15 protein-coding genes and 8 pseudogenes are annotated in these 25,339 nt (G+C 67.2%); 8 read left to right on the plus strand and 15 right to left on the minus strand.

The window, feature by feature from the left end; genetic code table 11:
- Both BAY1663_RS16925 and BAY1663_RS16930 read right to left on the minus strand, forming a co-directional pair.
- On the minus strand, nucleotides 1-1,011 hold a 1,011-nt coding region (locus BAY1663_RS16925), incomplete at its 3' end, for a sensor histidine kinase (RefSeq protein WP_037042978.1).
- Nucleotides 1,004-1,675, minus strand: a complete 672-nt coding sequence (locus BAY1663_RS16930; protein WP_037042980.1) for a response regulator — start codon at nucleotides 1,673-1,675, stop codon at nucleotides 1,004-1,006. The genes BAY1663_RS16925 and BAY1663_RS16930, both read right to left, overlap by 8 nt.
- A gap of 181 nt (nucleotides 1,676-1,856) precedes the next feature.
- Between BAY1663_RS16930 and BAY1663_RS16935 the strand changes: the two are divergent.
- The 5 genes and pseudogenes from BAY1663_RS16935 to BAY1663_RS16955 all read left to right on the plus strand — a co-directional run bounded on the left by BAY1663_RS16935 (nucleotide 1,857) and on the right by BAY1663_RS16955 (nucleotide 7,163).
- Nucleotides 1,857-3,118 (plus strand): annotated as a pseudogene (locus BAY1663_RS16935) (OprD family porin).
- A 27-nt stretch (nucleotides 3,119-3,145) separates the two neighbouring features.
- Nucleotides 3,146-4,120: a tripartite tricarboxylate transporter substrate binding protein gene (locus BAY1663_RS16940; protein ID WP_037042982.1), complete on the plus strand. Its 975-nt coding sequence runs from the start codon at nucleotides 3,146-3,148 to the stop codon at nucleotides 4,118-4,120.
- A 60-nt stretch (nucleotides 4,121-4,180) separates the two neighbouring features.
- A complete protein-coding gene (locus BAY1663_RS16945; protein ID WP_037042984.1) occupies nucleotides 4,181-4,624 on the plus strand; it encodes a tripartite tricarboxylate transporter TctB family protein in 444 nt (147 codons plus the stop codon).
- Nucleotide 4,625: 1 nt separating this feature from the next.
- Entirely contained in the window at nucleotides 4,626-6,140 is a 1,515-nt protein-coding gene (locus tag BAY1663_RS16950) for a tripartite tricarboxylate transporter permease (RefSeq protein ID WP_037042986.1), read from the plus strand.
- 1 nt (nucleotide 6,141) lies between these two features.
- A pseudogene (locus tag BAY1663_RS16955) lies at nucleotides 6,142-7,163 on the plus strand (AbrB family transcriptional regulator).
- A gap of 19 nt (nucleotides 7,164-7,182) precedes the next feature.
- On the opposite strand, the pseudogene BAY1663_RS16960 reads toward BAY1663_RS16955, so the two are convergent.
- The 4 genes and pseudogenes from BAY1663_RS16960 to BAY1663_RS16975 form a co-directional block, all read right to left on the minus strand.
- Nucleotides 7,183-8,410: pseudogene (locus tag BAY1663_RS16960) on the minus strand (nucleoside recognition domain-containing protein).
- Between the two features lie 364 nt (nucleotides 8,411-8,774).
- Entirely contained in the window at nucleotides 8,775-8,945 is a 171-nt protein-coding gene (locus BAY1663_RS24055) for a DUF1328 domain-containing protein (protein ID WP_014854442.1), read from the minus strand.
- A gap of 109 nt (nucleotides 8,946-9,054) precedes the next feature.
- Nucleotides 9,055-9,291 (minus strand): hypothetical protein, encoded by a 237-nt coding sequence (locus BAY1663_RS16970; RefSeq protein ID WP_037042989.1) that lies wholly within the window; start codon nucleotides 9,289-9,291, stop codon nucleotides 9,055-9,057.
- Between the two features lie 173 nt (nucleotides 9,292-9,464).
- Nucleotides 9,465-9,896 carry a PA2169 family four-helix-bundle protein gene (locus BAY1663_RS16975; RefSeq protein WP_037042991.1) on the minus strand — a complete coding sequence of 144 codons (432 nt, stop codon included), beginning with the start codon at nucleotides 9,894-9,896 and terminating at the stop codon, nucleotides 9,465-9,467.
- Between the two features lie 321 nt (nucleotides 9,897-10,217).
- Here BAY1663_RS16975 and algB point away from each other — a divergent pair.
- Nucleotides 10,218-11,563, plus strand: a pseudogene (gene algB / locus BAY1663_RS16980) (sigma-54-dependent response regulator transcription factor AlgB).
- Nucleotides 11,560-13,346, plus strand: a pseudogene (locus BAY1663_RS16985) (KinB sensor domain-containing domain). The pseudogenes algB and BAY1663_RS16985 overlap by 4 nt, the downstream one beginning before the upstream one ends.
- A 204-nt stretch (nucleotides 13,347-13,550) precedes the next feature.
- Here the strand turns inward: BAY1663_RS16985 and BAY1663_RS16990 are convergent.
- From BAY1663_RS16990 to BAY1663_RS17010, 5 genes and pseudogenes are all read right to left on the minus strand, one after another.
- Complete coding sequence (locus BAY1663_RS16990; RefSeq protein WP_037042992.1) at nucleotides 13,551-14,333, minus strand: N-acetylmuramoyl-L-alanine amidase; 783 nt, start codon at nucleotides 14,331-14,333, stop codon at nucleotides 13,551-13,553.
- Between the two features lie 201 nt (nucleotides 14,334-14,534).
- On the minus strand, nucleotides 14,535-16,382 hold the full coding sequence (locus BAY1663_RS16995) for a diguanylate cyclase (protein ID WP_037042994.1): 1,848 nt from the start codon (nucleotides 16,380-16,382) through the stop codon (nucleotides 14,535-14,537).
- Nucleotides 16,379-17,247: pseudogene (locus BAY1663_RS17000) on the minus strand (endonuclease/exonuclease/phosphatase family protein). Before BAY1663_RS17000 ends, BAY1663_RS16995 begins: the two are co-directional and overlap by 4 nt.
- Before the next feature lie 6 nt (nucleotides 17,248-17,253).
- Complete coding sequence (locus tag BAY1663_RS17005) at nucleotides 17,254-17,883, minus strand: thiol:disulfide interchange protein DsbA/DsbL (protein ID WP_037042996.1); 630 nt, start codon at nucleotides 17,881-17,883, stop codon at nucleotides 17,254-17,256.
- A 191-nt stretch (nucleotides 17,884-18,074) separates the two neighbouring features.
- Nucleotides 18,075-18,706 (minus strand): annotated as a pseudogene (locus tag BAY1663_RS17010) (cytochrome c).
- Between the two features lie 257 nt (nucleotides 18,707-18,963).
- On the opposite strand from BAY1663_RS17010, the gene yihA reads away from it, so the two are divergent.
- Nucleotides 18,964-19,590: a ribosome biogenesis GTP-binding protein YihA/YsxC gene (yihA, locus tag BAY1663_RS17015; protein WP_037043002.1), complete on the plus strand. Its 627-nt coding sequence runs from the start codon at nucleotides 18,964-18,966 to the stop codon at nucleotides 19,588-19,590.
- Between the two features lie 287 nt (nucleotides 19,591-19,877).
- Here yihA and gcvP read toward each other — a convergent pair whose 3' ends face one another.
- The 4 genes and pseudogenes from gcvP to BAY1663_RS17035 all read right to left on the minus strand — a co-directional run.
- Nucleotides 19,878-22,754 (minus strand): aminomethyl-transferring glycine dehydrogenase, encoded by a 2,877-nt coding sequence (gene gcvP, locus BAY1663_RS17020; protein WP_037042998.1) that lies wholly within the window; start codon nucleotides 22,752-22,754, stop codon nucleotides 19,878-19,880.
- A gap of 58 nt (nucleotides 22,755-22,812) precedes the next feature.
- Nucleotides 22,813-23,202, minus strand: coding sequence for a glycine cleavage system protein GcvH (gcvH, locus tag BAY1663_RS17025; protein ID WP_014598064.1), 390 nt, complete (start codon nucleotides 23,200-23,202; stop codon nucleotides 22,813-22,815).
- A 52-nt stretch (nucleotides 23,203-23,254) separates the two neighbouring features.
- Nucleotides 23,255-24,337, minus strand: a complete 1,083-nt coding sequence (gene gcvT / locus BAY1663_RS17030; RefSeq protein WP_037043000.1) for a glycine cleavage system aminomethyltransferase GcvT — start codon at nucleotides 24,335-24,337, stop codon at nucleotides 23,255-23,257.
- Nucleotides 24,338-24,493: 156 nt separating this feature from the next.
- Nucleotides 24,494-25,339 (minus strand): annotated as a pseudogene (locus tag BAY1663_RS17035) (ABC transporter permease); the annotation flags it as partial.

A 25,339-nucleotide genomic window follows, 5' to 3' on the forward strand; every position in this document is an offset into this window, starting at 1 on the left:
CATGGCCAGGCCCAGCTCGCGGGCCAGCTGCGAGAGGTCCAGGCGCTGCGCGCCGCCTTCGGCGATGGCCTGCGCGCCGCTCTCGATGCGCGCCAATGAGAGCAGCTGGTTGGCCAGGTGGATGACCTTGTCGGTGCTCTGCCCGGCGTCCTCCAGCGTGCTGCGCCAGGCGGAAGGATCGGCGTCGCGCAGGCCCAGCTCGATGCGCGCCTTGAGGGCCGCCAGCGGTGTGCGCAGCTCGTGGGACGCATCGGCGATGAAGCGTGCCTGGCGCTCGAACTGGCCACGCAGGCGCTCGGTGAAGCCGTTGAGCGCGACCACCAGCGGGCGCAGCTCACGCTGCACGCTGACCAGTGGCAACGGCCGCAGATCGTCCGGCGCACGCTCCTGCACCGCCTCGCTGAGCCGGCCCAGCGGGCGCAGCGCGGCACTTACCGCCAGCCATACCAGCAGCAGCGCGGCGACGGCCATCAGCCCGACCCGCCACAGGGTATCGGTGAGCAGGCTGCGCGCCATGCGCTCCCGGGCGCCGAGGGTCTCGGCCACGCGGATCTCGGCGATGCCGTTGAGCGCCGGTTCGCTGACCGGCTGCAGCAGGCTCACCAGACGCACGCCCTGGCCTTGGAATTCACCGTCGTAGAAGCGCGCCAGGGCCGGATAATCGTCGGTGCGCGGGGTGTCGGCGGCAGGGGCAGGCAGGTTCTCGTAGCCGCTGACCAGGCGGCCTTCGGTATCCAGCACCTGGTAGTAGATGCGTCCGGCGCTGTCGTAGGCGAAGGTGTCCAGCGCGACGTAGGGCACGTTGGCGCGCAGCTGGCCGTCATTGGCCACCAGGCCGTCGGCGATGGCCCGGGCCGAGGCCAGCAGGGTGCGGTCGTAGGCGGTGTCGGCAGCGGCGCGGCCGTTCCAGTAGGCGCTCCAGCCGCTGAACAAGAGCAGCAGCGCCAGCAGGATCGCCAGCCGGCGCAGCAGCCGGGCGCGCAGGCTGCCGGCAAATGGCGGCTCAGCCATCGAGCGCCTCGAGCAGGTAGCCCAGGCCGCGGAAGGTGACGATGCGCACCGGCTGGCCCTCGAGCTTCTTGCGCAGGCGGTGGATGTAGATCTCGATGGCGTCGGCGCTGGCGTCCTCGTCCAGGCCGAACAGCTGGGCGGCCAGCTGATCCTTGCTCATCACCCGGCCGGGACGGGCGATCAGTGCCTCGAGCACGCCCTGTTCGCGGGAGGTCAGCGCCAGCGGCTCGTCGGCCAGGCTGAAGCGCCGCGCGTCCAGGTCGTAGATCAGTACGCCGCAGCGCTGCTGGCGCTCGCCGCCGCCGACGCTGCGCCTGAGCAGCGCCTTGACCCGCGCCTCCAGCTCGGACAGTTCGAACGGCTTGGCCAGGTAGTCGTCGGCCCCGAGGTTGAGGCCATGCACGCGATCGCTGACCTCGCCGCGCGCGGTGAGCATCAGCACCGGCAGCGTCTTGCCGCGCTCGCGCAGGCGCGCCAGCACCTGAAAGCCATCCAGCCGCGGCAGGCCGACGTCGAGAATCGCCAGCGCGTAGTCCTCGCTGGCCAGCGCCAGGTCGGCGGCGATGCCGTCGTGCAGCAGGTCCACGGTCCAGCCGGCGCCACGCAGCGCCTGCGCCACGCTCTCGGCCAGCTGGGGGTGATCCTCGACCAGAAGAATCCGCATTGCCTGTCCTCTGCCATTGCGACGGGGCGCCAGTGTAGCGGCAGACGACAAGCGTCGCCGCAGGCTTTCGACGCTGAAAGGCTGGCGAAAGCTTGACCCCATAGGATCGCTTACAGGTGGCTCGATCCACCTCGCGCGGCGCATGCGCCGTCACAACAAAAACAATAGTGGAGATACCCCGATGCTGACTGCCGTCAGACGCTCACCCGTTCCTGCCCGTCTCGCGCTCGCCATTGCCGCCGCCTCGCTGGCGCCGCTCGCCCAGGCCGCGTTCATCGAAGACAGCAGTGCAACCCTGCAGACCCACAACATCTACCTGAACCGCGATTTCCGCGAAGGCTCCGCTCAGTCCAAGCGCGAAGAGTGGACCCAGGGTTTCATCCTCGACGTGCAGTCCGGCTTCACCGAAGGCACCGTCGGCGTCGGCCTGGATGCGCTGGGCATGCTCGGCGTCAAGCTGGACTCCGGCGGTGGTCGCGCCGGCACCGACCTCTTGCCGGTGCAGGACGATGGCGGCACCCCGGACGAGTTCAGCCGCCTGGGCCTGACCGCCAAGGCGAAGATCGCCGAGACCGAGCTGCGCTATGGCTCGCACATCCCGGAGCTGCCGGTGGTCAAGGCCAGCGACAGCCGCACGCTGCCGCAGGTGTTCGAAGGCGGCACCGCCACTTCCAAGGACATCGAAGGGCTGACGCTGATCGGCGGGCGCCTGGACAAGGTCATCGACCGCGCTTCGACCAACTCCCAGGACCTGCAGCTGAACAACAAGAACAGCCGCTTCGCCAGTGCCGCCGAGGCCGATCACCTGACCTTCGCCGGGGCCGAATACGCCTTCAACAAGAACCTCACCGGCCGCTACTACTACGGCGAGCTGGATGACGTGTACCGCCAGCATTTCTTCGGCCTGCTGGCGGTCAAGCCGCTGAGCGACAACTCCGCGCTGAGCGCCGACCTGCGCGTGATGTTCAGCGACGACAGCGGCGCGGCCAACGCCGGCAAGATCGACAACCAGGCCTGGAACGGCATGCTCGGCTACAGCCTCGGCGGGCACAAGGTCAGCCTCGGCTACCAGCAGATGCGCGGCGATACCGGCTATGCTATATCGATGGCAGCGATCCGTTCCTGGTCAACTTCGTGCAGATCAACGACTTCGCCAACGCCGACGAGCGCTCCTGGCAGGCCCGTTACGACTACAACTTCGCCGCCATGGGCATCCCCGGGCTGACCTTCCTGACCCGTTACATCTCCGGCGACAACGCCGAATACGCGGGCGGCAGCAACGGCAGCGAGTGGGAACGCGACATCGAGCTGAAGTACGTGGTGCAGAGCGGCCCGCTGAAGAACGTCGCGGTACGCTGGCGCAACGCGATGTTCCGCTCCGACTTCGCCCGTGACGCCGACGAGAACCGTCTGATCGTCAGCTACAGCCTGCCGATCTGGTAAACAGAACAAGAACGCGAGGAACACCCGATGAAAACCACACTCAGCCGTATTGCCCTGCTGTCGTCCTGCCTGCTGCTCTCCAGCCAGCTGCTGGCCGAGCCCAAGCGCCCCGAATGCATCGCCCCGGCCAAGCCCGGCGGCGGTTTCGACCTGACCTGCAAGCTAGCCCAGAGCGGCCTGAAGGACAGCGGCCTGCTCAAGGCGCCGATGCGCGTCACCTACATGCCCGGCGGCGTCGGTGCGGTGGCCTACAACGCCGTGGTCGCCCAGCGCGCCGCGGAGGCCGGCACCATCACCGCCTTCTCCAGCGGTTCGCTGCTCAACCTCGCGCAGGGCAAGTTCGGTCGCTACGACGAAACCGCAGTGCGCTGGCTGGCCGCGGTCGGCACCGACTACGGCGCCATCTCGGTGCGTGCCGATGCGCCCTACCAGGACCTCGACGACCTCATCGCCGCGGTGAAGAAGGACCCGGGCAGCGTGGTGTTCGGCGCCGGCGCCACCATCGGTGGGCAGGACTGGATGCAGACCGCACTGATCGCCCGCGCCGCCGGGGTCGATCCGCAGAAGCTGCGCTATGTCGCCTTCGAGGGCGGCGGCGAGACGCTCACCGCCATGCTCGGCGGCCATGTGCAGGTCACCTCCAGCGGCCTCGGCGAAGTCACCCCGCAGCTCGACGCCGGCAAGATCCGCATCCTCGCCGTGCTCGCCGACGAGCGCCTGCCGGGCAAGCTGGCCGACATCCCCACCGCCAAGGAGCAGGGCTACGACATCAGCTGGCCGGTGATCCGCGGCTTCTACATGGGGCCGGAAGTCTCCGACGAGGACTTCAACTGGTGGAAGAGCCAGTTCGACACGCTGCTCGGTGACGAGGACTTCGCCAAGCTGCGCGAGCAGCGCGACCTGTTCCCGCTGTCGATGACCGGCGACGAGCTCAAGGCCTTCGTCGAGAAGCAGGTGCAGGACTACAAGGCGCTGGCCGGCGAGTTCGGCCTGGTCAAGTAACCGAGAACCCGGCCCGGGCCCTCACTGGGGCCGGGCCGTCGCATCCTGAGGTATCCCGTCATGTACGTACGTGTCTTCGCCGCGGCGTGGCTGCTCGCCTGCGCCGGCCTCGCCCTGCTCGCCTGGGGTTTCGAGGCACCCTTCGCCTACGACCCGGTCGGCCCGCGCGCCTACCCGCTGCTGCTGCTGTTGCTGATGGGCTGCGGCGCGGCGTGGCTGCTGTGCAAGCCGCACGGCGAGCCGACGCCCGCGTTCGACTGGACCATGGCCCTCCGGGCCGTGCTGTGCGTGCTGGTGCTGCTGGCCTATGCCCTGCTGTTCGAAATCCTCGGTTTCGTCATCACCACCGCCCTGGCCGGCTTCGCCCTCGGCCTGCTGTTCAACGGCCGGCTGTGGCCCTGCGTGATCAGCGGCGTGCTGCTCGGCGTGCTGCTCTACGGACTGTTCGATTACCTGCTGGACGTGCCGCTGCCGCTGGGCCTGCTGCGCGTACTGGAGAACTGAAATGGAAACGTTGAATTTCTTGCTGCAGGGCTTCGATGTCGCCACCCGGCCGACCAACCTGCTGGTGGCGCTGTTCGGCGCCTTCGTCGGCACCGTGGTCGGCCTGCTGCCGGGCCTCGGCCCGATCAACGGCGTGGCGCTGCTGCTGCCGCTGGCCTTCGCCCTCGGCCTGCCGCCGGAGACCGCACTGATCCTGCTCGCCGCGGTGTACCTGGGCTGCGAATACGGCGGTCGTATCTCGGCGATCCTGCTCAACGTGCCGGGCGACGCCGCGGCGGTGATGACCACCCTCGACGGCTACCCGCTGGCGCGCCAGGGCAAGGCCGGCATCGCCCTGTCGCTGTCGGCGGTCAGCTCCTTCGTCGGCAGCATCATCGCCACCTGCGGTGTGGTGCTATTCGCCCCGCTGCTGGCCAAGTGGGCGGTGGCCTTCGGCCCGGCGGAATACTTCGTACTGATGATCTTCGCCATCGCCTGCCTCGGCGGCATGGTCGGCGACAAGCCGGTGAAGACCCTGATGGCCGCGCTGATGGGGCTGGCCCTGGCCACCGTCGGTGTCGACTCGACCACCGGCGTCTACCGCTTCACCTTCGGCAGCGTCAGCCTGTCCGACGGCATCCAGTTCGTCATCGTGGTGATCGGCTTCTTCAGCGTCAGCGAGATCCTGCTGATGCTGGAAAAGACCCACAGCGGGCAGACGGCGGTCAAGGCCAGTGGCCGGCTGCTATTCAACCTCAAGGAGTTCTGCCTGACCTTCTGGACCATGGTGCGCAGCGCCGTGGCCGGCTTCGTCATCGGCACCCTGCCGGGCGCCGGGGCGACCATCGCCAGCGCCATGACCTACATGAGCGAGAAGCGCATGGCCGGCGACAAGGGCCGCTTCGGCGACGGCGACCTGCGCGGCCTGGCGGCCCCGGAAGCCGCCAACAACGCCTCGGCCTGCGGCTCGCTGATCCCCATGCTGACCCTCGGCGTGCCGGGTTCGGGCACCACCGCGGTGATGATCGGCGCGCTGACGCTGTATAACATCACTCCAGGCCCGCTGCTGTTCGAACAGCAGCCGGACGTGGTCTGGGGCCTGATCGCCTCGCTGTTCATCGGCAACGTGATCCTGCTGGTGATGAACATTCCGCTGGTTGGCCTATTCTCACGCATGCTCAGCGTGCCCAACTGGGTGCTGGTGCCCGCCATCACCGCGATCAGCCTGGTGGGGGTGTACTCGGTGCACAGCACGGTGTTCGACCTGGTGCTGATGGTCGGCCTCGGCGTGTTCGGCTACCTGCTGCGCAAGCTCGATTTCCCGCTGTCGGCACTGATCCTCGGTTTCGTCCTCGGTGAGATGATGGAAGACAACCTGCGCCGCGCGCTGTCGATCTCCAACGGCGAGCTGGGCATCCTCTGGGGCAGCCCGATCACCCTCGCGCTATGGGCCCTGGCGGCACTGATGCTGGCCATGCCGGGGATTCGCTGGTGGCTCAAGCGCCGCCGCGGCGGCATGTTCGAGGCACAGGCCTGAGATGCGCCGCCGGCTGCCCGGCTGGTGGGCGACACCGCTGCTCGGCGCGCTCGGCGGCTGGCTGGCGAGCCTGGTCCACTGGCCGCTGCCGTGGATGATCGGCTCGCTGCTGGCGGTGATCGCGGCACGCTGCAGCGGCTGGCTGGTGACGGAGGTGCCCCATGCCCGGCAGGCCGGCCAGTGGCTCGTCGCCAGCGCCATCGGCCTGCACTTCACCAGCGAGGTGATGCAGCAGGTGCTCGCCCATTTCGGCGTGATCCTCGCCGGGGCCTTCGGCACCCTGCTGCTGAGCCTGATCGGCATCGTCATCCTGCTGCGCAGCGGCAGCGACCGCGCCACGGCGTTCTTCGCCAGCATGCCGGGCGGCGCCAGCGAGATGGTCAACCTGGCCAGCCGCCACGATGCCGAACCGGCCCGGGTTGCCGCCGCACACAGCCTGCGCCTGCTGCTGGTGGTGCTGATCGTCCCGGCGCTGTTCACCTGGGGCCTGCCGCCGGTAGCGCCGCCGCCACCCGCGGCGGTGAACGGGTTCTGGCTGGCCGTGCTGCTGCCCGCCGGCGTGCTGCTGGCGCTGCTGTGGGGCAAACTCGGCCAGCCCAATCCATGGATGCTCGGCCCGCTGACCGTCTGCGCGGCGGCCAGCGTGATCTTCGATCTGCACATCGGCCTGCCGGCCGGGGCCGGGGCGCTGGGCCAGTGCTGATCGGCTGTTCGCTGGCCTGCCACTTCGACCGGCCGTTCTTCCGCAGTGCACCAGCGTTCCTGCTGCGCATCCTGCTTTTCACCCTGCTGGCGATGCTGGTCGCCGCCGCGCTGGCCAAGGGCCTGGGCGGCGTGACGGCGCTGGATGCAGTGTCGCTGATGCTCGGCATGATGCCCGGCGGCATCACCGAGCTGTGTCTGACGGCCGATGCGCTGCAGCTCTCGGTGGCGCTGGTCACCGCCTTGCAGGTGCTGCGCCTGTTCCTGGTGATGTTCCTCGCCGAGCCGCTGTTCCGGCTCTGGCAGCGAAAGATGCCCTGAGCACGCGCCCGGCGGGTCTTCAGCCGAAGAACCAGTAGCACACCCCGACCGCCGCAACGATACCGGCCAGGTCCGCCAGCAGCGCGCAGCCCACCGCATGCCGCGCGCGCTGGATGCCCACCGCACCGAAGTACACCGCCAGCACATAGAAGGTCGTCTCGGTGCTGCCCTGCACCGTCGCCGCGACCAGTGCCGGGAAGCTGTCCACGCCGTGGCTTTGCATGGTCTCGATCAGCATCGCCCGGGCCGCGCTGCCGGAGAACGGCTTGACCAGCGCCGTGGGCAAGGCCTCGACGAAACGGGTGTCCCAGCCCAGCCCCTCGACCAGCCAGCGGATACCTTGCAGGCCGAAGTCCAGCGCGCCGGAGGCACGCAGGCGCCGATGGCACAGAGCATGGCGATCAGATAGGGCAGCAGGTTCTTCGCCACGTCGAAGCCTTCCTTCGCACCTTCGACGAAGGCCTCGTACACCGGCACCTTGCGCAAGCGCCCACCAGCAGGAAGGCGATGATCAGGCCGAACAGGGTCAGGTTGCCCAGCAGTGACGACAGCGAGGCCAGCGCGGTGGCCGACAACCCGGCCAGCAGCGCCATGAAGCCCCCCAGCAGCAGCGCGCCAGGCACGAAATAGGCCAGCACCACCGGGTCCCACAGGCGCAGGCGCTGGACCAGCGCGACCGCCAGCAATCCGGCCAGCGACGAGGCGCTGGTGGCCAGCAGGATCGGCAGGAATACCAGCGTCGGGTCGTCGGCTCCCTGCTGCACGCGGTACATGAAGATCGACACCGGCAGCAGCGTCAGCGAGGAAGTGTTGAGCACCAGAAAGAGAATCTGCGCGTTGCTCGCCACCGCCGGCAGCGGGTTGAGTTCCTGCAAGGCGCGCATGGCCTTCAGGCCGATGGGGGTGGCGGCATTGTCCAGGCCCAGGCCATTGGCGGCGAAGTTGAGGGTGATCAGTCCCAGCGCCGGGTGGCCGGCGGGCACCTCGGGCATCAGGCGGCGGAACAGCGGGCCGAGCAGGCGCGCCAGCCATTCGATCAGCCCGGCCTTTTCGGCGATCCGCAGGAAGCCCAGCCACAGCGTCAGCGTGCCGAACAGCACGATCATCACTTCCACGGCCAGCTTGGCCATGGCGAACAGGCTTTCCACCAGCGCGGCGAATACCGCGGGATCGCCGCCGATCAGCCAACGCCCCAGCGCGGCCACCGCGGCCACCAGAAAAAAGCCCAGCCAGAGGCCGTTGAGCATGTCGTTCTCCCGTCGAAACTGACCGGATGATAGCGGTGCAGGTAGCGTTTGCGTAGGCAGGGCGAACCATCGACGCTGCTCGCCGGAGATGGCAGCGGTGTCCACCTCCGGCAGCAGCGCTGCCGAACCCGGTCCGTTGACGGAGGTACTCCCTGTACCCCTAGGTCACTTCGCCAGGCAAAGCGACCCGACCCCCTGGTTCACCCCGTTGCGGGGAGGCTGAGCGCGCGAGCGATCTGCGAAAAACGCTGCGCGACTCGGGATCGCCTTCGGCAAGGCGCGAACACGATCCGGCAATCTGGCATCCCGTGCCCTTGAAGCTCCTCGCAGTGCAGCCGCCCTTCACGGGCGGCTATCGATCGCATCAGATGCGCGGTCCACGGCCCCGGCCGAAGATCAGCGATGCCACGAACAGCACCAGGAAGACCACGAACAGGATCTTGGCGATGCCTGTAGCAGTGCCTGCGATACCACCGAAGCCCAGTACCGCGGCGATGATGGCAATGATCAGGAAGGTAATGGCCCAACTCAGCATGGTGTGACTCCTCTCGGTTCAGGAACGGTTCTCAACGGATCGGGTCGCGCCGACCGGTATCGATTGGTTACGCATCCGTGCTGGTTCGCTCGTACGTCCCCTTCGTTGCTCAGAACACCCAGCGCTGCTCAGACCGCACCTGGCGGTAGTCGCTTGCCTGCGGCTGCTGGCCGGTCCGCATGAGCTCTACTGGTTGAGCGTCATACATGCGGATTCGTTCCGCGGAATGCTGCTGCGCCTGGCTGAGCGGTTGCGACATCGGCCGCTCGGCACCCATGATCAGCATGACCACCGCTGCCGAGAGGAAACCCTTGCTGGCCAATGAAAAGCGGGCTTGGCGATTCATCCTCAACTCCTTCTAAGCATGGCGAACTTCGTTGCTGGAGTGGTTGCAGGCCTCGTGCCAGACACGATCCTTATTTTTATCCTTTAATTTCAATTAGTTACGCTATTTATCGGATCATCTCTCCACTTAATTTGCACGAGCCGCCCTTTCGCTTCGGGCGTTTTGCACGAGACTCAATGCCGGCTCTGCTTCACCTTGCGCATGCGCTCGTGGCAGGTCCTGAGCCGCGGCAATTCGATGGCCAGCAGTGCGCGGACGTCGGGCTCGGCATCCTCCAAGGCGTCCTCGAAGGCATGGAGGATGCGTTCTTCGGTCTGCTCCAGCTGATCGACATAGGCGGTATCGTGGTTGCCGACATGCGCGCGGGTATCGGCATACAGCTCGCGCATGTGCCCGAACAGCGTGCCGCCCTGCGATGGTTGCTCGTGGCTCGCCGCGACCTTGACCGCCAGCGCCTGGATCACCTGCGTCTTGGCCTGGGCCATGTCGCGGAACAGGTGCTGCAACTCGACATCCTTTACTTGCTCGGCGGCATGCTGGTAGAAACGCTGGCCATCGCGGGTGACCTCGATGAGCTCGTTGAGCTGATTCATGGCTTGGTTCATGGGACCTCCTCACAACGGGTTGCGACTGGTGCCCGAATCGCCTGCGGCGATGGGGCGCGTATAGCCATTGGGTCGCAAGCCGCATGCCAGCCGCCCCGTCGCGCACGCTGCGCAAAATCAGGCACTTGCGTACGGCAGTCACGCCCGCCGGTATGCAGCATGCAGGAAAGGCTTTCCCGCACCGTGCAACTTGCAAGACTTTTCATAGACTAAAGCACGCACCAAGAGCGCAGCGGGCACCCCCTGCCGACGCCTGGCGGCGCCATAAAGCAATAAGGTTTTGCCGACACAACTGTTTCGCCTTATCTGATGGGAGCATCCATGGAACAAACGACAGACAACGGCGGACGCATCCTTCTGGTGGATGACGAAGCGGCGATCCTGCGCACATTCCGCTATTGCCTGGAAGATCGCGGCTACACGGTGATGACCGCCGCCAGCGCAGCACAGGCCGAAGCGATCCTGCAACGCCAAGTGTTCGACCTGTGCTTTCTCGACCTGCGCCTGGGCGAGGACAACGGCCTCGACGTCCTGCAGCAGATGCGCATGCTGGCGCCCTGGATGCGCGTGGTGATCGTCACCGCGCATTCGGCGGTGGATACCGCGGTGGACGCCATGCAAGCCGGCGCCGCCGACTACCTGCTCAAGCCGTGCAGCCCCGAGCAGTTGCGCCTGTCCGCCGCCAAGCAGCTGGAAGTCCGGCAGATGGCCGCGCGCCTGGAGGCGCTGGAAGGCGAGATGCAGCAGCGCAGCGATGCCATCGGCTCGCACAGCCCGGCGATGATGGCGGTACTCGAGACCGCCCGCCAGGTGGCCGATACCGACGCAACATCCTCATCCTCGGCGAATCCGGCACCGGCAAGGGCGAACTGGCGCGCGCCATCCACACCTGGAGCCGGCGTTCGAAGAAGGCCTTCGTCACCATCAACTGTCCGTCGCTATCGGCCGACCTGATGGAAAGCGAGCTGTTCGGCCATAATCGCGGCGCCTTCACCGGCGCCACCGAAAGCACCCTCGGCCGGGTCAACCAGGCCGACGGCGGCACACTGTTCCTCGACGAGATCGGCGACTTCCCGCTGGCCCTGCAACCCAAGCTGCTGCGCTTCATCCAGGACAAGGAATACGAACGCGTCGGCGATCCGGTGACCCGCCGCGCCGACGTACGCATCCTCGCCGCGACCAACCTCAACCTCGAGGAGATGGTGCGCGAGGGCAAGTTCCGCGAGGATCTGCTCTACCGCCTCAACGTCATCACCCTCAACCTGCCGCCGATGCGCGAGCGCCCCGAGGACGTGCTGACGCTGGCCGAGCGCTTCCTGGCCTCCTTCGTGAAGAACTACGGGCGCCCGGCACGCGGCTTCAGCGATGCCGCGATCGCCGCGCTGAAGGCCTACCGCTGGCCGGGCAACGTGCGCGAACTGCGGAACGTGGTGGAGCGCGCCAGCATCATCTGCCCACAGCAGATGATCGAGGTCAGCCATCTCGGCCTCGGCGAACAGGCCGTCGGCAATGCGCCCCGGATCGGCGAACCGCTGAGCCTGGAGGCGCTGGAGAAAGCACATATCGCCGGCGTGCTGAGCACCAGCGACACCCTCGAGCAGGCCGCACGCATTCTCGGCATCGACGCCTCGACCCTCTACCGAAAGCGCAAGCAGTACGGCCTATGAAACTCCAGATGAAGCTGAGAACCCGTCTGTTCCTCGGGTTCTCGGCGTTGATGACGGTGGCCCTGCTCGGCCTGGTGCTGGCGCTGGTCAGCGTGATGCAGATGGCCAAGAGCCAGGAACAACTGATCCGCAACAACTTCGGCATCATCGAGATCAACCAGCAGTTGCGCCAGGCGCTGGGCAACCACCTGATCATCCTGCCGGCCAGCAACGCAACGACGAGGCGCTGGCCTCGGTGCGGCAGTCGTTCGAGCAGGCCCTCGAACGCGGCATCGCCGAGGCCACCGACGAGGGCGACCGCCAGGCATTCCAGGCCATCGCCAGCGCCTACGCCAACTTCCTCGATGAGCTGGACGCCTCGCGCCACCAGAGCTGGACGCTGCTGGAGGACAACGCGCTGAGCCAGGCCTTCAATCAGGTGCGCGGCCTGATGGCGGACATGCAACGCAGTTCCTATGACAGGATCCGCGACACCGAGCTGCGCAGCCGCGACCGCGCGGCGCTCCTGGCCGGCCTGCTCGGGCTCACCGCCATCGCCGTGTTGCTGATCGGCTTCATCACCGCGCACAGCTTCGCCCGGCGCTTCGGCGAACCGATCGAACGGCTGTCGGCAGCGGCGGACCAGATCGGTCGCGGCGACTTCAACATCGAGCTGCCGCGCCCGCCGATCGCCGAGCTTTCCTCTCTGAGCCGCCGTTTCGGCCTGATGGCGCAAGCCTTGCACCAGTTCAAGCAGACCAACGTGGAGGCGCTGGTCAACGGCCAGCAGCGCCTGCAGGCACTGCTCGACAGCATCGACGACGGCCTGTTGATCATCGACCGCCAGGGCCGGCTGGAACATGCCAACCCGGTGGCGCAACGGCAACTGGCCTGGGAAACCGAACACCTGGGCGCGACCCTGGGTGAGGCGCTCGGCTCTCCGGAGCTGGACGACGCCGCGCGCCAGGTGCTGAATGACAAGCCGCTGTCCGGCCCGCCGCAGGACCTGGTCATCGAAGCCGACGGCGAACGCCGCCTGCTGGCCTGGCGCATCAGCCCGGTCAATCATCACGACGGCAGCATCAGCGGCGCCGTGATGGTGCTGCACGACGTCACCGACCAGCGCACCTTCGAGCGCGTGCGCAATGAGTTCGTGCTGCGCGCCTCCCACGAGCTGCGCACTCCGGTCACCGGCATGCAGATGGCCTTCAGTCTGCTACGCGAGCGCATGCACTACCCGCCGGGCAGTCGCGAGTCCGATCTGTTCGACACCGTCCACGAGGAGATGCAGCGGCTGGTCCGGCTGATCAACGACCTGCTGAATTTCTCGCGCTACCAGAGCGGCCAGCAGAAGCTGGAACTGGAGCAGTGCGACATCCCCGAGCTGCTCGAGGAAGCCCGCCAGCGCTTCGAGGTCGCCGCGGCCGGGCAGGACGTGCAATTGCAGCTGGAACTGCAGCAGCCCCTGCCGAGCCTGCTGCTCGATCGCCAGCAGATGGAGCGGGTGCTGGACAACCTGCTGAGCAACGCGCTGCGGCATACGCCCAAGGGCGGCGAAGTGCGCCTGCTGGCGCGCCACCATGGCGAACGGATGATCCTCAGCGTCGAGGACAATGGCGAGGGTATTCCCTACAGCCAGCAGGCGCGCATCTTCGAGCCGTTCGTGCAGATCGGCCGCCGCCGCGGTGGCGCCGGCCTGGGCCTGGCCCTGTGCAAGGAGATCGCCCAGCTGCATGGCGGCCGCATCGGTGTGCATTCGCGCATCGGCCACGGCACCATCTTCTACGTCGCACTGCCGATCTGATCGGCGAGCCCCCAACCCCACGGCTCGTAGTGATGGCAGGTTGGGTTGAGCCTGCGAAGCCCAACATACGGTGCACCGGGCAACACACCGGCTGCACCCTTGTCTTCTCGCCGCATATGGCTTGACGTCGGTGCGTCATGTTGGGCTTCGTCGCTACGCTCCTCAACCCAACCTACGTGGCGCCCTGCGAACCCGCGTAGTTGCCTAGCGGCCGTCGTTGAGCACCTGCAGCAGCGCGGCGGTCTCGGCATCCGGCTCGCCGTCGAAGCGCGCCGGCCGGTACTTCATCTGGAACGCGGCGATCACGTTGCGCGTTTCCAGGTCCAGCTGCCCGTGGCGCGGCACCTGGTAGCCCTGCAGCGCCAACGCCTGCTGGAACCAGTCGATCGGCGGCAGGCCGCTGGCGGCATAGTGTGCCCGCTGCACCGCCACTGCGTCGGCCGCCGGCCAGGGCACCAGACCGGCATCGGCCAGGCGCTTCCAGGGAAACAGCGGGCCGGGGTCGACCTTGCGCTGCGGGGCGATATCGCTGTGCCCGACGATCGCCCCGGGCTTGAGGCCATGGCGCGCCATGATGTCCTTGAGCAGCACCACCAGCGCATCGATCTGCTGCTCGGAATAGGGATACCAGAGCCGCCGGCCGTCGGCGCTTTCGACATAGCCGCGGTTGACCAGCTCGATGCCGATGGAGCTGGCGTTCAGCCAGGTCCGCCCGTTCCACTGGCTCTCGCCGGCATGCCAGGCACGGCGGTCCTCGTCCACCAGGCGGTAGATGGTCGCCGGCGAGTCGCCGATCAGATAGTGGCTGCTGACGTCCCGCCCGAGGAGCAGTTCCAGCGAACGCGGCAGGTCGCTCGAGGTGTAATGCAGCACGATGAACTGGGCGCGGCTGTCCTGGCCGGCGGAGGTATAGCGGGTGTCGATCCGCGGACCGGCGGCACAGCCGGCCAGCAACAGGAGCATCAGGGCGATGGTTACGGCTTTCATCGGGACCTCTGTGTCGACAGCGCAATGATGCAGATGAATCGCGGTGCGCTGCCGGGGGAATTCGACTGGCGCCAGGCGCTGCCTGCGGGCGGGCGGAGATTATACCCGGCGGACCCGGCCTTCAGGTGACGTTTCGGCACCGCCGCGACGGATGCCGCCCGGCACCGCAGCGGCAACCACGGTTGGCAGGCGGCGAACCGGTCAGGCCATCTCGATACGATTGCGCCCGGCGTCCTTGGCCCGATAGAGCGCCTGGTCGGCGCGCTCGAAGGCACGCTCCGGCGTGTCGCCGTCGGCGAAGGCGCTGAGCCCGGCCGACAAGGTGACCTGGATGCGTTCGCCCTTGAAGTGGAACGGGCAGGCCTCGATCGCCTGGCGCAGCGCCTCGAGCAGTTGCTGGCCGGCCGCGGGCGGTGTGCCGGGTAGCAGCATCACGAATTCCTCGCCCCCGAAGCGGGCGATGAAATCGGTCTTGCGCAGCCGCTTGCGCAGCTCGCCGCCGATGATCTTCAGCACCCGGTCGCCGGCCAGATGGCCGTAGCCGTCGTTGACCCGCTTGAAATGGTCGACGTCCAGCACCGCCAGCAGCAGCTCGCCGCCGTAGCGCTGCCAGCGCGCGAACTCGAGGTCGAACCGCTCGTTCCAGGCGGCGCGGTTGGGCAATCCGGTCAGGGCATCCTGCAGCGCCTTCTGCCGCTGCATCTCCAGGTTCCCGCGCAGGCCACGCGCGGCCTGCTCCAGGCTGCCGATACGGCCGACCAGTTGCTGCAGGCGCTCGCCGAGCTTGTCTTCGTGCTCGCTGCGCTGACGCTGATAGGTATCCACCGTATCCAGCAGCCCGTCCAGGCGCGCCTCCACCACCTGCTTGAGGCTCGCCAGGTCGGTCGCCTGGCGCATGCTGGCCTGCAGCCCGCCGACCTGTTCACGCAGCTCGGCATCCAGCGCCCGCGCGGCATCGCTGTTCTGGGTATGGCCCTGGTGGGCGACGAGCAGGTTGTCCTGCATGGCCGCCAAGCGTTCGTTCAGGGTCTGCAGGTAGTTCTCGAATTCACGCTGGCCCAGGTCGCTGACCGCGATCACCAGCATGGCGAGGTCGTCCAGCACCGGTACCAGCTCGTACCAGTTCAGGCCACGCTGGATGCGCTCGCGCAGCGTCTGCAGTCGTGGCTGGTGCTGTTCGGGCAGATGCAGGCCGTCGAGCAGCCCGCTGAGCGAGGCTTCGACCCGTTCGGCAACCACGCTATAGGCGGGCTCCGGCGATACCGGCAAGGCATGCTCGGCATCGGCGACCGCGTCAGCCACGGTTTCCCGCGGCGCCTCGTCCTCGGTTGCCGGCTCGTCCTGCGCCGGCTGCTCGACGAGCAGTCGTTCCGGCAGCGGCAGGGCGTCGGCCACGACGGCGGGATCGATCTCGTCATCATCCAGCGCCGGCTGCAGCCGAACGGTCGCCGATGGGGCGGTGGCGACGGCACATTCGCCGTCTTCCACACCGCCCAGCGCCACGGTGGCGGGCTCCGCCAGCGGTTCGCCCCCTCCGCCGAACAGGCGCCGCAGAAAACCGCCCCGCGGCATGGCCGGATCGTCCTGCAGGCTCAGCGCCTGTTCCTGCAATACACTCAGCTCGCTCAACAGCGCCGGGATCTCGCGCAGTTGCGCCGCACGTTGATCGAGTTGCCTGGCGAAACGCTTGAGGGGCTTGCGCAGTTCGGCCGGCAACGGCAGCGCCTGCAGCTGGGCGACCAGCCGGTGCAGCGCCTCGGTGAGCTGCACCGCCCGTTCCTGGCGATGCCGCTCGGAATCCAGCACGGCCTTTTCCAGGCGCGGTACCAGCTTGCTCAGGCCCTCATCCAGATCGCCGTCGCGCAGGACTCCCCGCATCTGCTGCAGGCAGCGCTCGACCGCCGCATCGGCACCCTCGACGGCGATGCTGCTGCGTACCAGGCTGCGCCGCAGCAGGTCGACGCGCTGCTCCCAGCGGGCCTCCAGCTGTTCCTGCTGCTCGACGAGCTGCAGGTATTTTTCCCGCCAGCGCTGGGCTTCGTCGCTCATGTCGGCTCGCTCGCCTGAACCGGCAGGGCATCGCCCTGCAGCGAATCGGGCAGACGGATCTCCACCGCCACCGGCAGGTGATCGGAAATCGGCTGCGCCAGCACGTCGACGCGCTCCAGGGTCAGGCTCGGGCTCAGCAGGATATGGTCCAGGCAGCGCTGCGGTCGCCAGCTGGGAAAGGTCGCCTCGACCTGTGGCGCCAGCAGGCCGAGATCACGCAGCGGAGAGTTCTCCAGCAGGTCGTTGGCATGGGTGTTCATGTCGCCCATCAACACCTGATGGCGGTAGCCGGCGATCAGCTCGCGGATATAGGCCAGCTGGCGCGCCCGCGCTCCGCCGCCCAGCGCCAGGTGCATCATCACCACCACCAGGGCATCCGCCCCCTCGCCGAAACGCAGCAGAATGGCGCCGCGCCCGGAAGGCCCGGGCAGTGGGTGGTCCTCCAGGCTCTGGGGCTCGAGGCGGCTGAGCACGCCGTTACTGTGCTGGGCGAAACGCCCGAGGTTGCGGTTGAGCTGCTGATACCAGTAGGGAAAGGCACCCAGCTGGGCCAGGTGCTCGACCTGATTGACATAGCCGGAGCGCAGCTGCCGCCATCGGCCTCCTGCAACGCGACCAGATCGTAGTTGCCGAGCAGCTCGCCGATGCGCTGCAGGTTGCCGGCCCGACCGGGATGGGGCAGCAGATGCTGCCAGCTGCGCGTCAGGTAATGGTGGTAGCGCTCGGTGCTGATGCCAACCTGGATGTTGAAGCTGAGCAGGCGCAGCCGGCCATCGGCCGGCAGGCCGGTGCTGGCCAGGCAGTGCGGATTGACCCGTGCCTTGCCGGGCCCGGCAAGGCGTGGGGCACTCCAACGGCGCAGCATGCCGGGTTACCGCGCTGCGCGTTCTTTTTCGATGAGGAAGTCGGCGACCTCCAGCGTGCGCTCGGGGCCGCCAGCCGAGCCGAGATCGAAACGGTACTTGCCGTTGACGATCATCACCGGCACGCCAGTGATCTGGTAGGCCATGCCGAGCTTCTTGGCCTGCTCCACCCGACTGCGTACGCCGAAAGAGTTGTAGGCCTTGAGGAACGCCTGCTTGTCGACGCCCTGCCCGGCGAGGAAATCGGCCATCTCCTCGGGTGTGGCGAGCTTCTTGCGCTCCTGGTGGTAGGCAGCGAACACCGCGTCATGCACCTGCTGCTCGACGCCCATCGCCTCCAGGGTGATGAACAGCTGGCCATGGGCGTTCCACAGACCGCCGAACATCGCCGGGATGCGCTTGAAGTCCACGTCCTCGGGCAGCTGCGCGACCCATGGATTGATGACCGGCTCGAACTGATAGCAATGCGGGCAGCCGTACCAGAATAGCTCCACCACCTCGACCTTGCCTGCATCGGCGACCGGGACCGGGCTGCTCAGCTCGACATATTCCTTGCCAGCCTGGAACTCCGCTGCCTGGGCCACCAGGCCGAACAGGCTCACAGCAGCCAGAACGGCAGTGAGTAGGAAATTGCGCATGAAATACTCCTGTTAACAACGGACCGATGGCGCAACAGGCTGCAGCAAAACGCCGGGACTCGCCAGCGTTTTTCCGCGGTCCGCCCACCGGGTGGAAGGGGTAATTGTAGCGAGGCGTAAAACAAAAAGGGCGTCGCGGCTCACGGCCCCGACGCCCTTTGCTCAGGCTGGCTGGTCAGTGACCCGTGCGGTCAGTGCAGGCCCTGGATGTAGCTGGACAGCGCTTCGATGTCCTTGTTGCTCAGCTTGGCGGCAATGCTGCGCATGATCATGGCATCGCCGTCGTTGGTGCGGTCACCTTCACGGAAAGCGGTCAGCTGCTTGGCGGTATAAGCGGCATGCTGGCCGCCCAGCTGCGGGAACCCGGCCAGGTCGTTGCCGGCACCGTTGGGCGCATGGCAACCGGTACAGGCGGGCATGCCCTGGTCCAGCTTGCCGCCGCGGAACAGTTTCTCGCCCTGGCCCACCAGTGCCGGATCGGCGAAGCCACGGCGATCTTCTGGCTGGCGAAGTAGGCTGCGATGTCCTCGAGGTCCTGATCGCTCAGCGGGTCGAGCATGCCGGTCATTTCCAGCACCTTGCGGCCGACGCCTTCCGCGGCGCCCGGCGTGCTGCCGGCCTTGATGTCTTGCAGTTGCTTGAGCAGATAACGCTCGCCCTGGCCAGCGAGTTTCGGGAAGTTCGGTGCCGGGCTGTTGCCATCGGTACCGTGGCAGGCGCCACACACAGCAACTTTGCCCTGACCAGCTTCGGCGTTTCCAGCCGCGTGGGCCATACCGGTGATGCCAAGGGTCAACAGCAGACTCACGAGTACTTTGTTCATCAGCTAATCCAACTACGGCTAAGGGTTTGTAAGGAATTCATCGGGTCACGCACAGCCGGCTGGCCGTGGCGACGCTCGTTATAGTGGCATGCTGGGCATCGGTCCCGCATGGCATCGCTACCCGCGGGACCGCGTGGAATGCCGTGCGAAGCCAGAGATCAGGCCAAAGCGCACATAAAATCTGCGGCATTATATACTTCCGTTCTTGAAACGGAAATGAACCATTGCCGCACCCCCGCGCATTCATCGGAACCATCATGCTCCCGAAAAACCCGATTCTCGGCCTCTGCCAACAGGCCTCCTTCATGACCAGTGCCGCCAAGGTCGATCAGTGCCCGGCCGACGAGGGTCTGGAAGTCGCCTTCGCCGGGCGGTCCAATGCGGGCAAGTCCAGTGCGCTGAATACCCTGACCCATGCCAATCTGGCGCGCACCTCGAAGACGCCGGGGCGCACCCAACTGCTCAACTTCTTCCGCCTGGACGACGCGCGCCGCCTGGTCGACCTGCCCGGCTACGGCTATGCCAAGGTGCCGATCCCGCTCAAGCAGCACTGGCAGCGCCACCTGGAAGCCTACCTGGGCAGCCGCGAGAGCCTGGCCGGGGTGTTCCTGATGATGGACATCCGTCATCCATTGACCGAGTTCGACCGGATGATGCTGGACTGGTCCAGCGCCAGTCAGATGCCGCTGCACATCCTCTTGACCAAGGCCGACAAGCTCGCCTTCGGCGCCGCCAAGACCGCCCTGCTGGGCATCCAGCGCGAAATCCGCCAGCACTGGGGCGACAACGTCAGCGTGCAGCTGTTCTCCGCGCCCAAGCGCCAGGGTGTCGAGGAAGCGCAGCTCAAGCTCGCCGAGCTGCTGGGGATGCTCGAAGCGGAATAGATCGTAGGGCGGATCACGCTTCACGGAGCCGCCAGGCGGAGGTAAAGGTGGATGTAAAAAGCGACATCCACCCTACGCGGCTTGAAGCTTGAAAAGCATCGCCGCGAGGTCGGGCCTCCCACGGAAACGGGCGGTGCACACCGAACCCGGTGGGAGGCGCGCCCTCGCGGCGATGCAGGCCGAAGGACTGCCGACCTGAAGCCTGAAACCTGAAACCTGAAACCTGAAACCTGAAACCTGAAACCTGAAATCAGCATGCCGCACTGCTTTCAGGCCTCAGCCCGGCCTCACTCCCGATACGCCTCCACCGGCACGCAGGCGCAGAACAGGTTGCGGTCGCCGTAGACGTTGTCCACGCGATTCACTGCCGGCCAGTACTTGTGCATCCGCGCATGGGTGCTGGGCGTCACCGCCTCGGCGATGCTGTACGGGCGCGCCCATTCGCCGGTCACGTCGGCCAGGGTATGCGGCGCATGCACCAGCGGGTTGTTGTCCGCCGGCCATTCGCCGTCCTGCACCTTGGCGATCTCTGCGCGGATGCTCAGCATCGCCTCGACGAAACGGTCCAGCTCGGCCTTCGATTCGCTCTCGGTGGGTTCGATCATCAGCGTGCCGGGCACCGGGAAGGACATGGTCGGGGCATGGAAGCCGTAATCCATCAGGCGCTTGGCGACGTCTTCCTCGCTGATGCCGCTGGCCGCCTTGAGCGGGCGCAGGTCGATGATGCATTCATGCGCCACGCGACCGTTGCGCCCGCTGTAGAGCACCGGGAAGGCGCCGCCGAGGCGGTTGGCCAGGTAGTTGGCGCCGAGGATCGCGACCTCGGTGGCCTCGCGCAGCTGCGGCCCCATCATGGCGATGTACATCCAGCTGATCGGCAGGATGCTGGCGCTGCCCCAGGGCGCCGCACTGACCGCGCCGTTGCCCGGCTGCGGCCCGTCCAATTCGATCACCGGGTGGTTGGCGACGAAGGGCGCCAGGTGCGCCTTGACGCCGATCGGGCCCATGCCCGGGCCGCCACCACCGTGCGGGATGCAGAAGGTCTTGTGCAGGTTCATGTGCGAGACGTCGGCGCCGATGTCCGCCGGTCGCGCCAGGCCGACCTGGGCGTTGAGGTTGGCGCCGTCCATGTAGACCTGGCCGCCGTGGGCGTGGATCGCCGCACAGATCTCGCGCACGTTCTCCTCGTAGACGCCGTGGGTCGAGGGATAGGTGATCATCAGGCAGGACAGCCGGTCGCCGGCTTCGGCGGCCTTGCGCTGGAGGTCTTCCAGATCGACGTTGCCGGCCTTGTCGCAGTCGACGATGACCACGCGCATGCTCGCCATCTGCGCCGAGGCCGGGTTGGTGCCATGGGCCGAGGACGGGATCAGGCAGATGTCGCGCTGGGCCTCGCCGCGGCTCTGGTGGTAGTTGCGGATCGCCAGCAGCCCGGCGTATTCGCCCTGGGCGCCGGAGTTGGGCTGCATGCTGATGACGTCGAAGCCGGTGATCGCACACAGCCAGGCTTCCAGCTCGTCGATCATCAGCCGGTAGCCGTGGGCCTGGGTCTGCGGGGCGAAGGGGTGCAGGTCGGCGAACTCGGCCCAGGTGATCGGGATCATCTCGCTGGTGGCGTTGAGCTTCATGGTGCAGGAGCCGAGCGGGATCATCGCCTGGTTGAGCGCCAGGTCCTTGTTCTCCAGCTGCTTGAGGTAGCGCAGCATCTCGGTTTCGCTGTGGTGCGCGTTGAACACCGGATGCTTGAGGTAGCCGCTGCTGCGCTGCAGTGCTTCGGGAATGCCGCCGGCCAGCTCGCCGGCATCCAGCGCGGCGACATCGAGGCCGTGATCGGCGCCGAGGAAGATCGCCAGCAGCTGCTCGACGGTGCGCTCGTCGCAGCTCTCGTCGAGGCTGACACCAAGCCGGCCACGGCCGAGGATGCGCAGGTTGATCCGCGCCGCCTCGGCGCTTTCGATGATCGCCGTCTGCGCGCCACCGACCTCGAGGGTCAGGGTGTCGAAGAAATGCCGGTTGAGGCGGACGATGCCCTTGCGCTCCAGGCCAGCGGCGAGGATGGCGGTCAGCCGGTGCACCCGCTGGGCGATGCGCTTGAGGCCCTGCGGGCCGTGGTAGACGGCGTAGAAACCGGCGATGTTGGCCAGCAGCACCTGCGCGGTGCAGATGTTGGAGTTGGCCTTCTCGCGGCGGATGTGCTGTTCGCGGGTCTGCAGCGCCATGCGCAGCGCGGTGTTGCCGCGGGCGTCCTTGGACACGCCGATGATGCGTCCCGGCATGCCGCGCTTGAACTCGTCGAGGCTGGCGAAATAGGCCGCGTGCGGGCCGCCGTAGCCCATCGGCACGCCGAAGCGCTGGGTCGAGCCGAGCACCACGTCGGCGCCGAGTTCACCGGGCGGCGTCAGCAGCAGCAGGCTGAGCAGGTCGGCGGCGACGCAGGCCAGCGCCTGCTGCGCGTGCAGTTGCTCGATGGCCGGGCGCAGGTCGCGGATCTCGCCATGGGTATCGGGGTATTGCAGCAGCGCGCCGAACACTTCCTGGCCGGCCAGCTCGTCGAGCGTACCGACCACCAGTTCGAAGCCGAACGCCTCGGCGCGGGTGCGCACCACCGAGAGCGTCTGCGGGTGGCAGTTCTCCTCGACGAAGAAACGGTTGCTCTTGCTCTTGGCCATGCGCCGGGCCAGGGTCATGGCTTCGGCCGCGGCGGTGGCCTCATCGAGCAGCGAGGCGTTGGCCAGGTCGAGACCGGTGAGGTCGATGATCATCTGCTGGTAGTTGAGCAGCGCTTCCAGCCGGCCCTGGGCGATTTCCGGCTGGTAGGGCGTGTAGGCGGTGTACCAGCCCGGGTTCTCCAGCACGTTGCGCAGGATCACCGGCGGGGTGACGGTACCGTGGTAGCCCATGCCGATCAGGCTGGTCCACAGCTGGTTCTGCTCGGCATAGCCACGCAGTTTGGCCAGCGCGGCCTGTTCGTCCAATGCCGGCGGCAGCGCCAGCTCGCCCTGCAGGCGAATCGCCGGCGGCACGGTCTGCTCAATCAGCTGTTCGCGACTGGCCAGGCCCAGTGCGTCGAGCATGGCCTGCTGCTCGCCCTGGTCCGGGCCGAGGTGACGGCGCAGGAAGGCATCGGATTGCTGGAGTTGGGAAAGACTCGGCATATGCGGCATGGCAGCTACTCTCGAAAAAACAAAAGCCCCGGCGGAGCGGGGCTTTCGAAGATGATGCTTAGGCTTCGGCGTCGCAGGCGGCCTGGTAGCCAGTGGCGTCGAGCAGCTTGTCCAGCTGCGCCGGATCGCTCGGCTGCAGGCGGAAGAACCAGCTGCCGTAGGGGTCGCTGTTGACCAGTTCGGGCGAGTCGGCGAGCGCTTCGTTGATCGCGACCACCTCGCCGGACACCGGCGCATAGATGTCGGACGCGGCCTTCACCGATTCCACCACGCCGGCTTCCTGGCCGGCGCCGAGCTGGCGGCCGAGTTCCGGCAGTTCGACGTAGACCACGTCCCCCAGCGCTTCCTGGGCGTGATCGGAGATGCCGACGGTGACGCTGCCGTCCGCTTCGAGACGGGCCCACTCGTGGCTGGCGGCGTAACGCAGATCGCTGGGGATATCGCTCATTGTTGTGTCCTCAAGGCTGTTGACAGCAGTCGCGCAAAACGGTCGGTCGAATTTACACCAGTACCTTGCCGTGACGCACGAAGGTCGGCTGCACCACACGTACCGGGTACCACTTGCCACGGATTTCCACTTCCGCGCGCTCGCCGGTGCCGGCCGGCACGCGCGCCAGCGCGATGGATTTGCCAAGCGTAGGCGAAAAACTGCCGCTGGTGATTTCGCCATCGCCAACGCCATTGACGCGCACCACCTGATGGGCGCGCAGCACGCCGCGCTCCTCCAGCACCAGCCCGACCAGCTTGGGCAGATCGCCCTGGGCACGCTGCTGCTCCAGCGCCGCGCGGCCGACGAAGTCGCGCTCGGCCGGCTCCCAGGCAATGGTCCAGCCCATGTTGGCCGCCAGCGGCGAGACGTCCTCGGTCATGTCCTGGCCATAGAGGTTCAGCCCGGCCTCCAGGCGCAGGGTGTCGCGCGCGCCGAGGCCGATCGGCGGGATGCCGGCGCCGACCAGCTCGCTGAGGAAATCCGGCGCCTGTTCGGCCGGCAGGATGATCTCCAGCCCGTCCTCGCCGGTGTAACCGGTGCGGCCGATGAACCAGTCGCCTTCGGCCAGGCCCTGGAACGGCTTGAGTTCGTGGATCAGCGCGGCGCGGGCCTGACTGACCAGCTCGGCGGTGCGCGTCCGCGCCTGCGGCCCCTGGATGGCCAGCATGGCCAGCTCCGGGCGCTCGCGGACTTCGACGGCGAAAGCGGACGCCTGCGCCTGCATCCAGGCCAGGTCCTTGTCGCGGGTGCTGGCATTGACCACCAGGCGGTAGCCCCAGTCGCTGAGATAGACGATCAGGTCGTCGACCACGCCGCCACGCGCGTTGAGCATGGCGCTGTAGAGCGCCCGGCCGGTGCTCTTCAGACGCGCCACGTCGTTGGCCAGCAGATGCTGCAGATAGGCTTGGGCGCCATCGCCGGACACATCGACCACAGTCATGTGCGAGACGTCGAACACTCCACAGTCACGCCGCACCTGATGATGCTCCTCAACCTGGGAGCCGTAGTGCAGTGGCATGTCCCAGCCACCGAAATCGACCATTTTGGCGCCGAGCGCAAGGTGCTGATCGTAGAGGGGAGTACGCTGACCCATGGGTGTCTCCTTCCGGGCAGGTCGCCGAATCGGCATTGGAAAAGCCTGTAAAAACCGGCCCGGGCACGGACCGGCGACTTTCGAATGGCGCGCATTGTAGCCCCAAGGTGGCGGCAGGTCACGGCACATCCGGCAAGCGGAAGCGCCAGTGCGTCGCTATCCCACCCGCCTGGCCGAACGCCGGATCAGCAGGATCACCGGCAGCAATCCCACCAGCACCAGCGTCAGCGCCGGCAGCGAGGCGCGCGCCCATTCACCCTCGCTGGTCATCTCGAAAATGCGCACCGCCAGGGTGTCCCAACCGAAGGGGCGCATCAGCAACGTGGCCGGCATCTCCTTGAGCACATCGACGAACACCAGCAAGACGGCGCTCAGGGCGCCCGGCAGCAGCAGCGGCAGATAGACGCGCAGGAACAGCGCCGGCCCGCCGACACCCAGGCTGCGCGAAGCCTGCGGCAGCGACGGGCGGACCCGCGCCAGGCTGCTCTCCAGCGGGCCGAAGCTACCGCCATGAAGCGAATCAGGTAGGCCAGCAGCAAGGCGCCGAGGCTGCCGAGCAGGATCGGCTTGCCAGCGCCGCCGAGCCAGCTGGAAAGTGGAATCACCATGTGCCGGTCGAGGTAACTGAAGGCCAGCATGATCGACACCGCCAGCACCGAACCGGGCAGAGCATAGCCGAGATTGGCCAGGCTCACCGCGCTGCGGATCGAGCGCAGCGGTGCCTGGCGGCGGGCGAAGGCCAGCAGCAGTGCCACCGTCACGGTGATCAGCGCGGCCATGCCGCCGAGATAGAGGGTATGCAGGATCAGCCCGGCATAACGCTCGTCGAGATCGAAGCGCCCGCGCTGCCAGAGCCAGGCCAGCAACTGCAGCACCGGGATGACGAAGGCGCAGAGGAACACCAGCCCGCACCAGGCGCTGGCGGCGAAGGCCTTGGCCCCCGTCAGGCGATACAACGCCGCGGAGCGCGGCCGGTCGTTCGCCGGGCGCGCCGCGCCGCGG

The organism is Pseudomonas sp. BAY1663, assembly GCF_000582595.1.
Taxonomy (GTDB): Bacteria; Pseudomonadota; Gammaproteobacteria; order Pseudomonadales; family Pseudomonadaceae; genus Stutzerimonas; species Stutzerimonas stutzeri_AF.

What these genes read in the sequence shown, in the direction of transcription:
- BAY1663_RS16930 (WP_037042980.1), bottom strand. Translation starts at nt 1,675, where the DNA reads ATGCGGATTCTTCTGGTCGAGGATCACCCCCAGCTGGCCGAGAGCGTG.
- BAY1663_RS16940 (WP_037042982.1), top strand. Translation starts at nt 3,146, where the DNA reads ATGAAAACCACACTCAGCCGTATTGCCCTGCTGTCGTCCTGCCTGCTG.
- BAY1663_RS16945 (WP_037042984.1), top strand. Translation starts at nt 4,181, where the DNA reads ATGTACGTACGTGTCTTCGCCGCGGCGTGGCTGCTCGCCTGCGCCGGC.
- BAY1663_RS16950 (WP_037042986.1), top strand. Translation starts at nt 4,626, where the DNA reads ATGGAAACGTTGAATTTCTTGCTGCAGGGCTTCGATGTCGCCACCCGG.
- BAY1663_RS24055 (WP_014854442.1), bottom strand. Translation starts at nt 8,945, where the DNA reads ATGCTGAGTTGGGCCATTACCTTCCTGATCATTGCCATCATCGCCGCG.
- BAY1663_RS16970 (WP_037042989.1), bottom strand. Translation starts at nt 9,291, where the DNA reads ATGAATCGCCAAGCCCGCTTTTCATTGGCCAGCAAGGGTTTCCTCTCG.
- BAY1663_RS16975 (WP_037042991.1), bottom strand. Translation starts at nt 9,896, where the DNA reads ATGAACCAAGCCATGAATCAGCTCAACGAGCTCATCGAGGTCACCCGC.
- BAY1663_RS16990 (WP_037042992.1), bottom strand. Translation starts at nt 14,333, where the DNA reads ATGAAAGCCGTAACCATCGCCCTGATGCTCCTGTTGCTGGCCGGCTGT.
- BAY1663_RS16995 (WP_037042994.1), bottom strand. Translation starts at nt 16,382, where the DNA reads ATGAGCGACGAAGCCCAGCGCTGGCGGGAAAAATACCTGCAGCTCGTC.
- BAY1663_RS17005 (WP_037042996.1), bottom strand. Translation starts at nt 17,883, where the DNA reads ATGCGCAATTTCCTACTCACTGCCGTTCTGGCTGCTGTGAGCCTGTTC.
- yihA (WP_037043002.1), top strand. Translation starts at nt 18,964, where the DNA reads ATGCTCCCGAAAAACCCGATTCTCGGCCTCTGCCAACAGGCCTCCTTC.
- gcvP (WP_037042998.1), bottom strand. Translation starts at nt 22,754, where the DNA reads ATGCCGCATATGCCGAGTCTTTCCCAACTCCAGCAATCCGATGCCTTC.
- gcvH (WP_014598064.1), bottom strand. Translation starts at nt 23,202, where the DNA reads ATGAGCGATATCCCCAGCGATCTGCGTTACGCCGCCAGCCACGAGTGG.
- gcvT (WP_037043000.1), bottom strand. Translation starts at nt 24,337, where the DNA reads ATGGGTCAGCGTACTCCCCTCTACGATCAGCACCTTGCGCTCGGCGCC.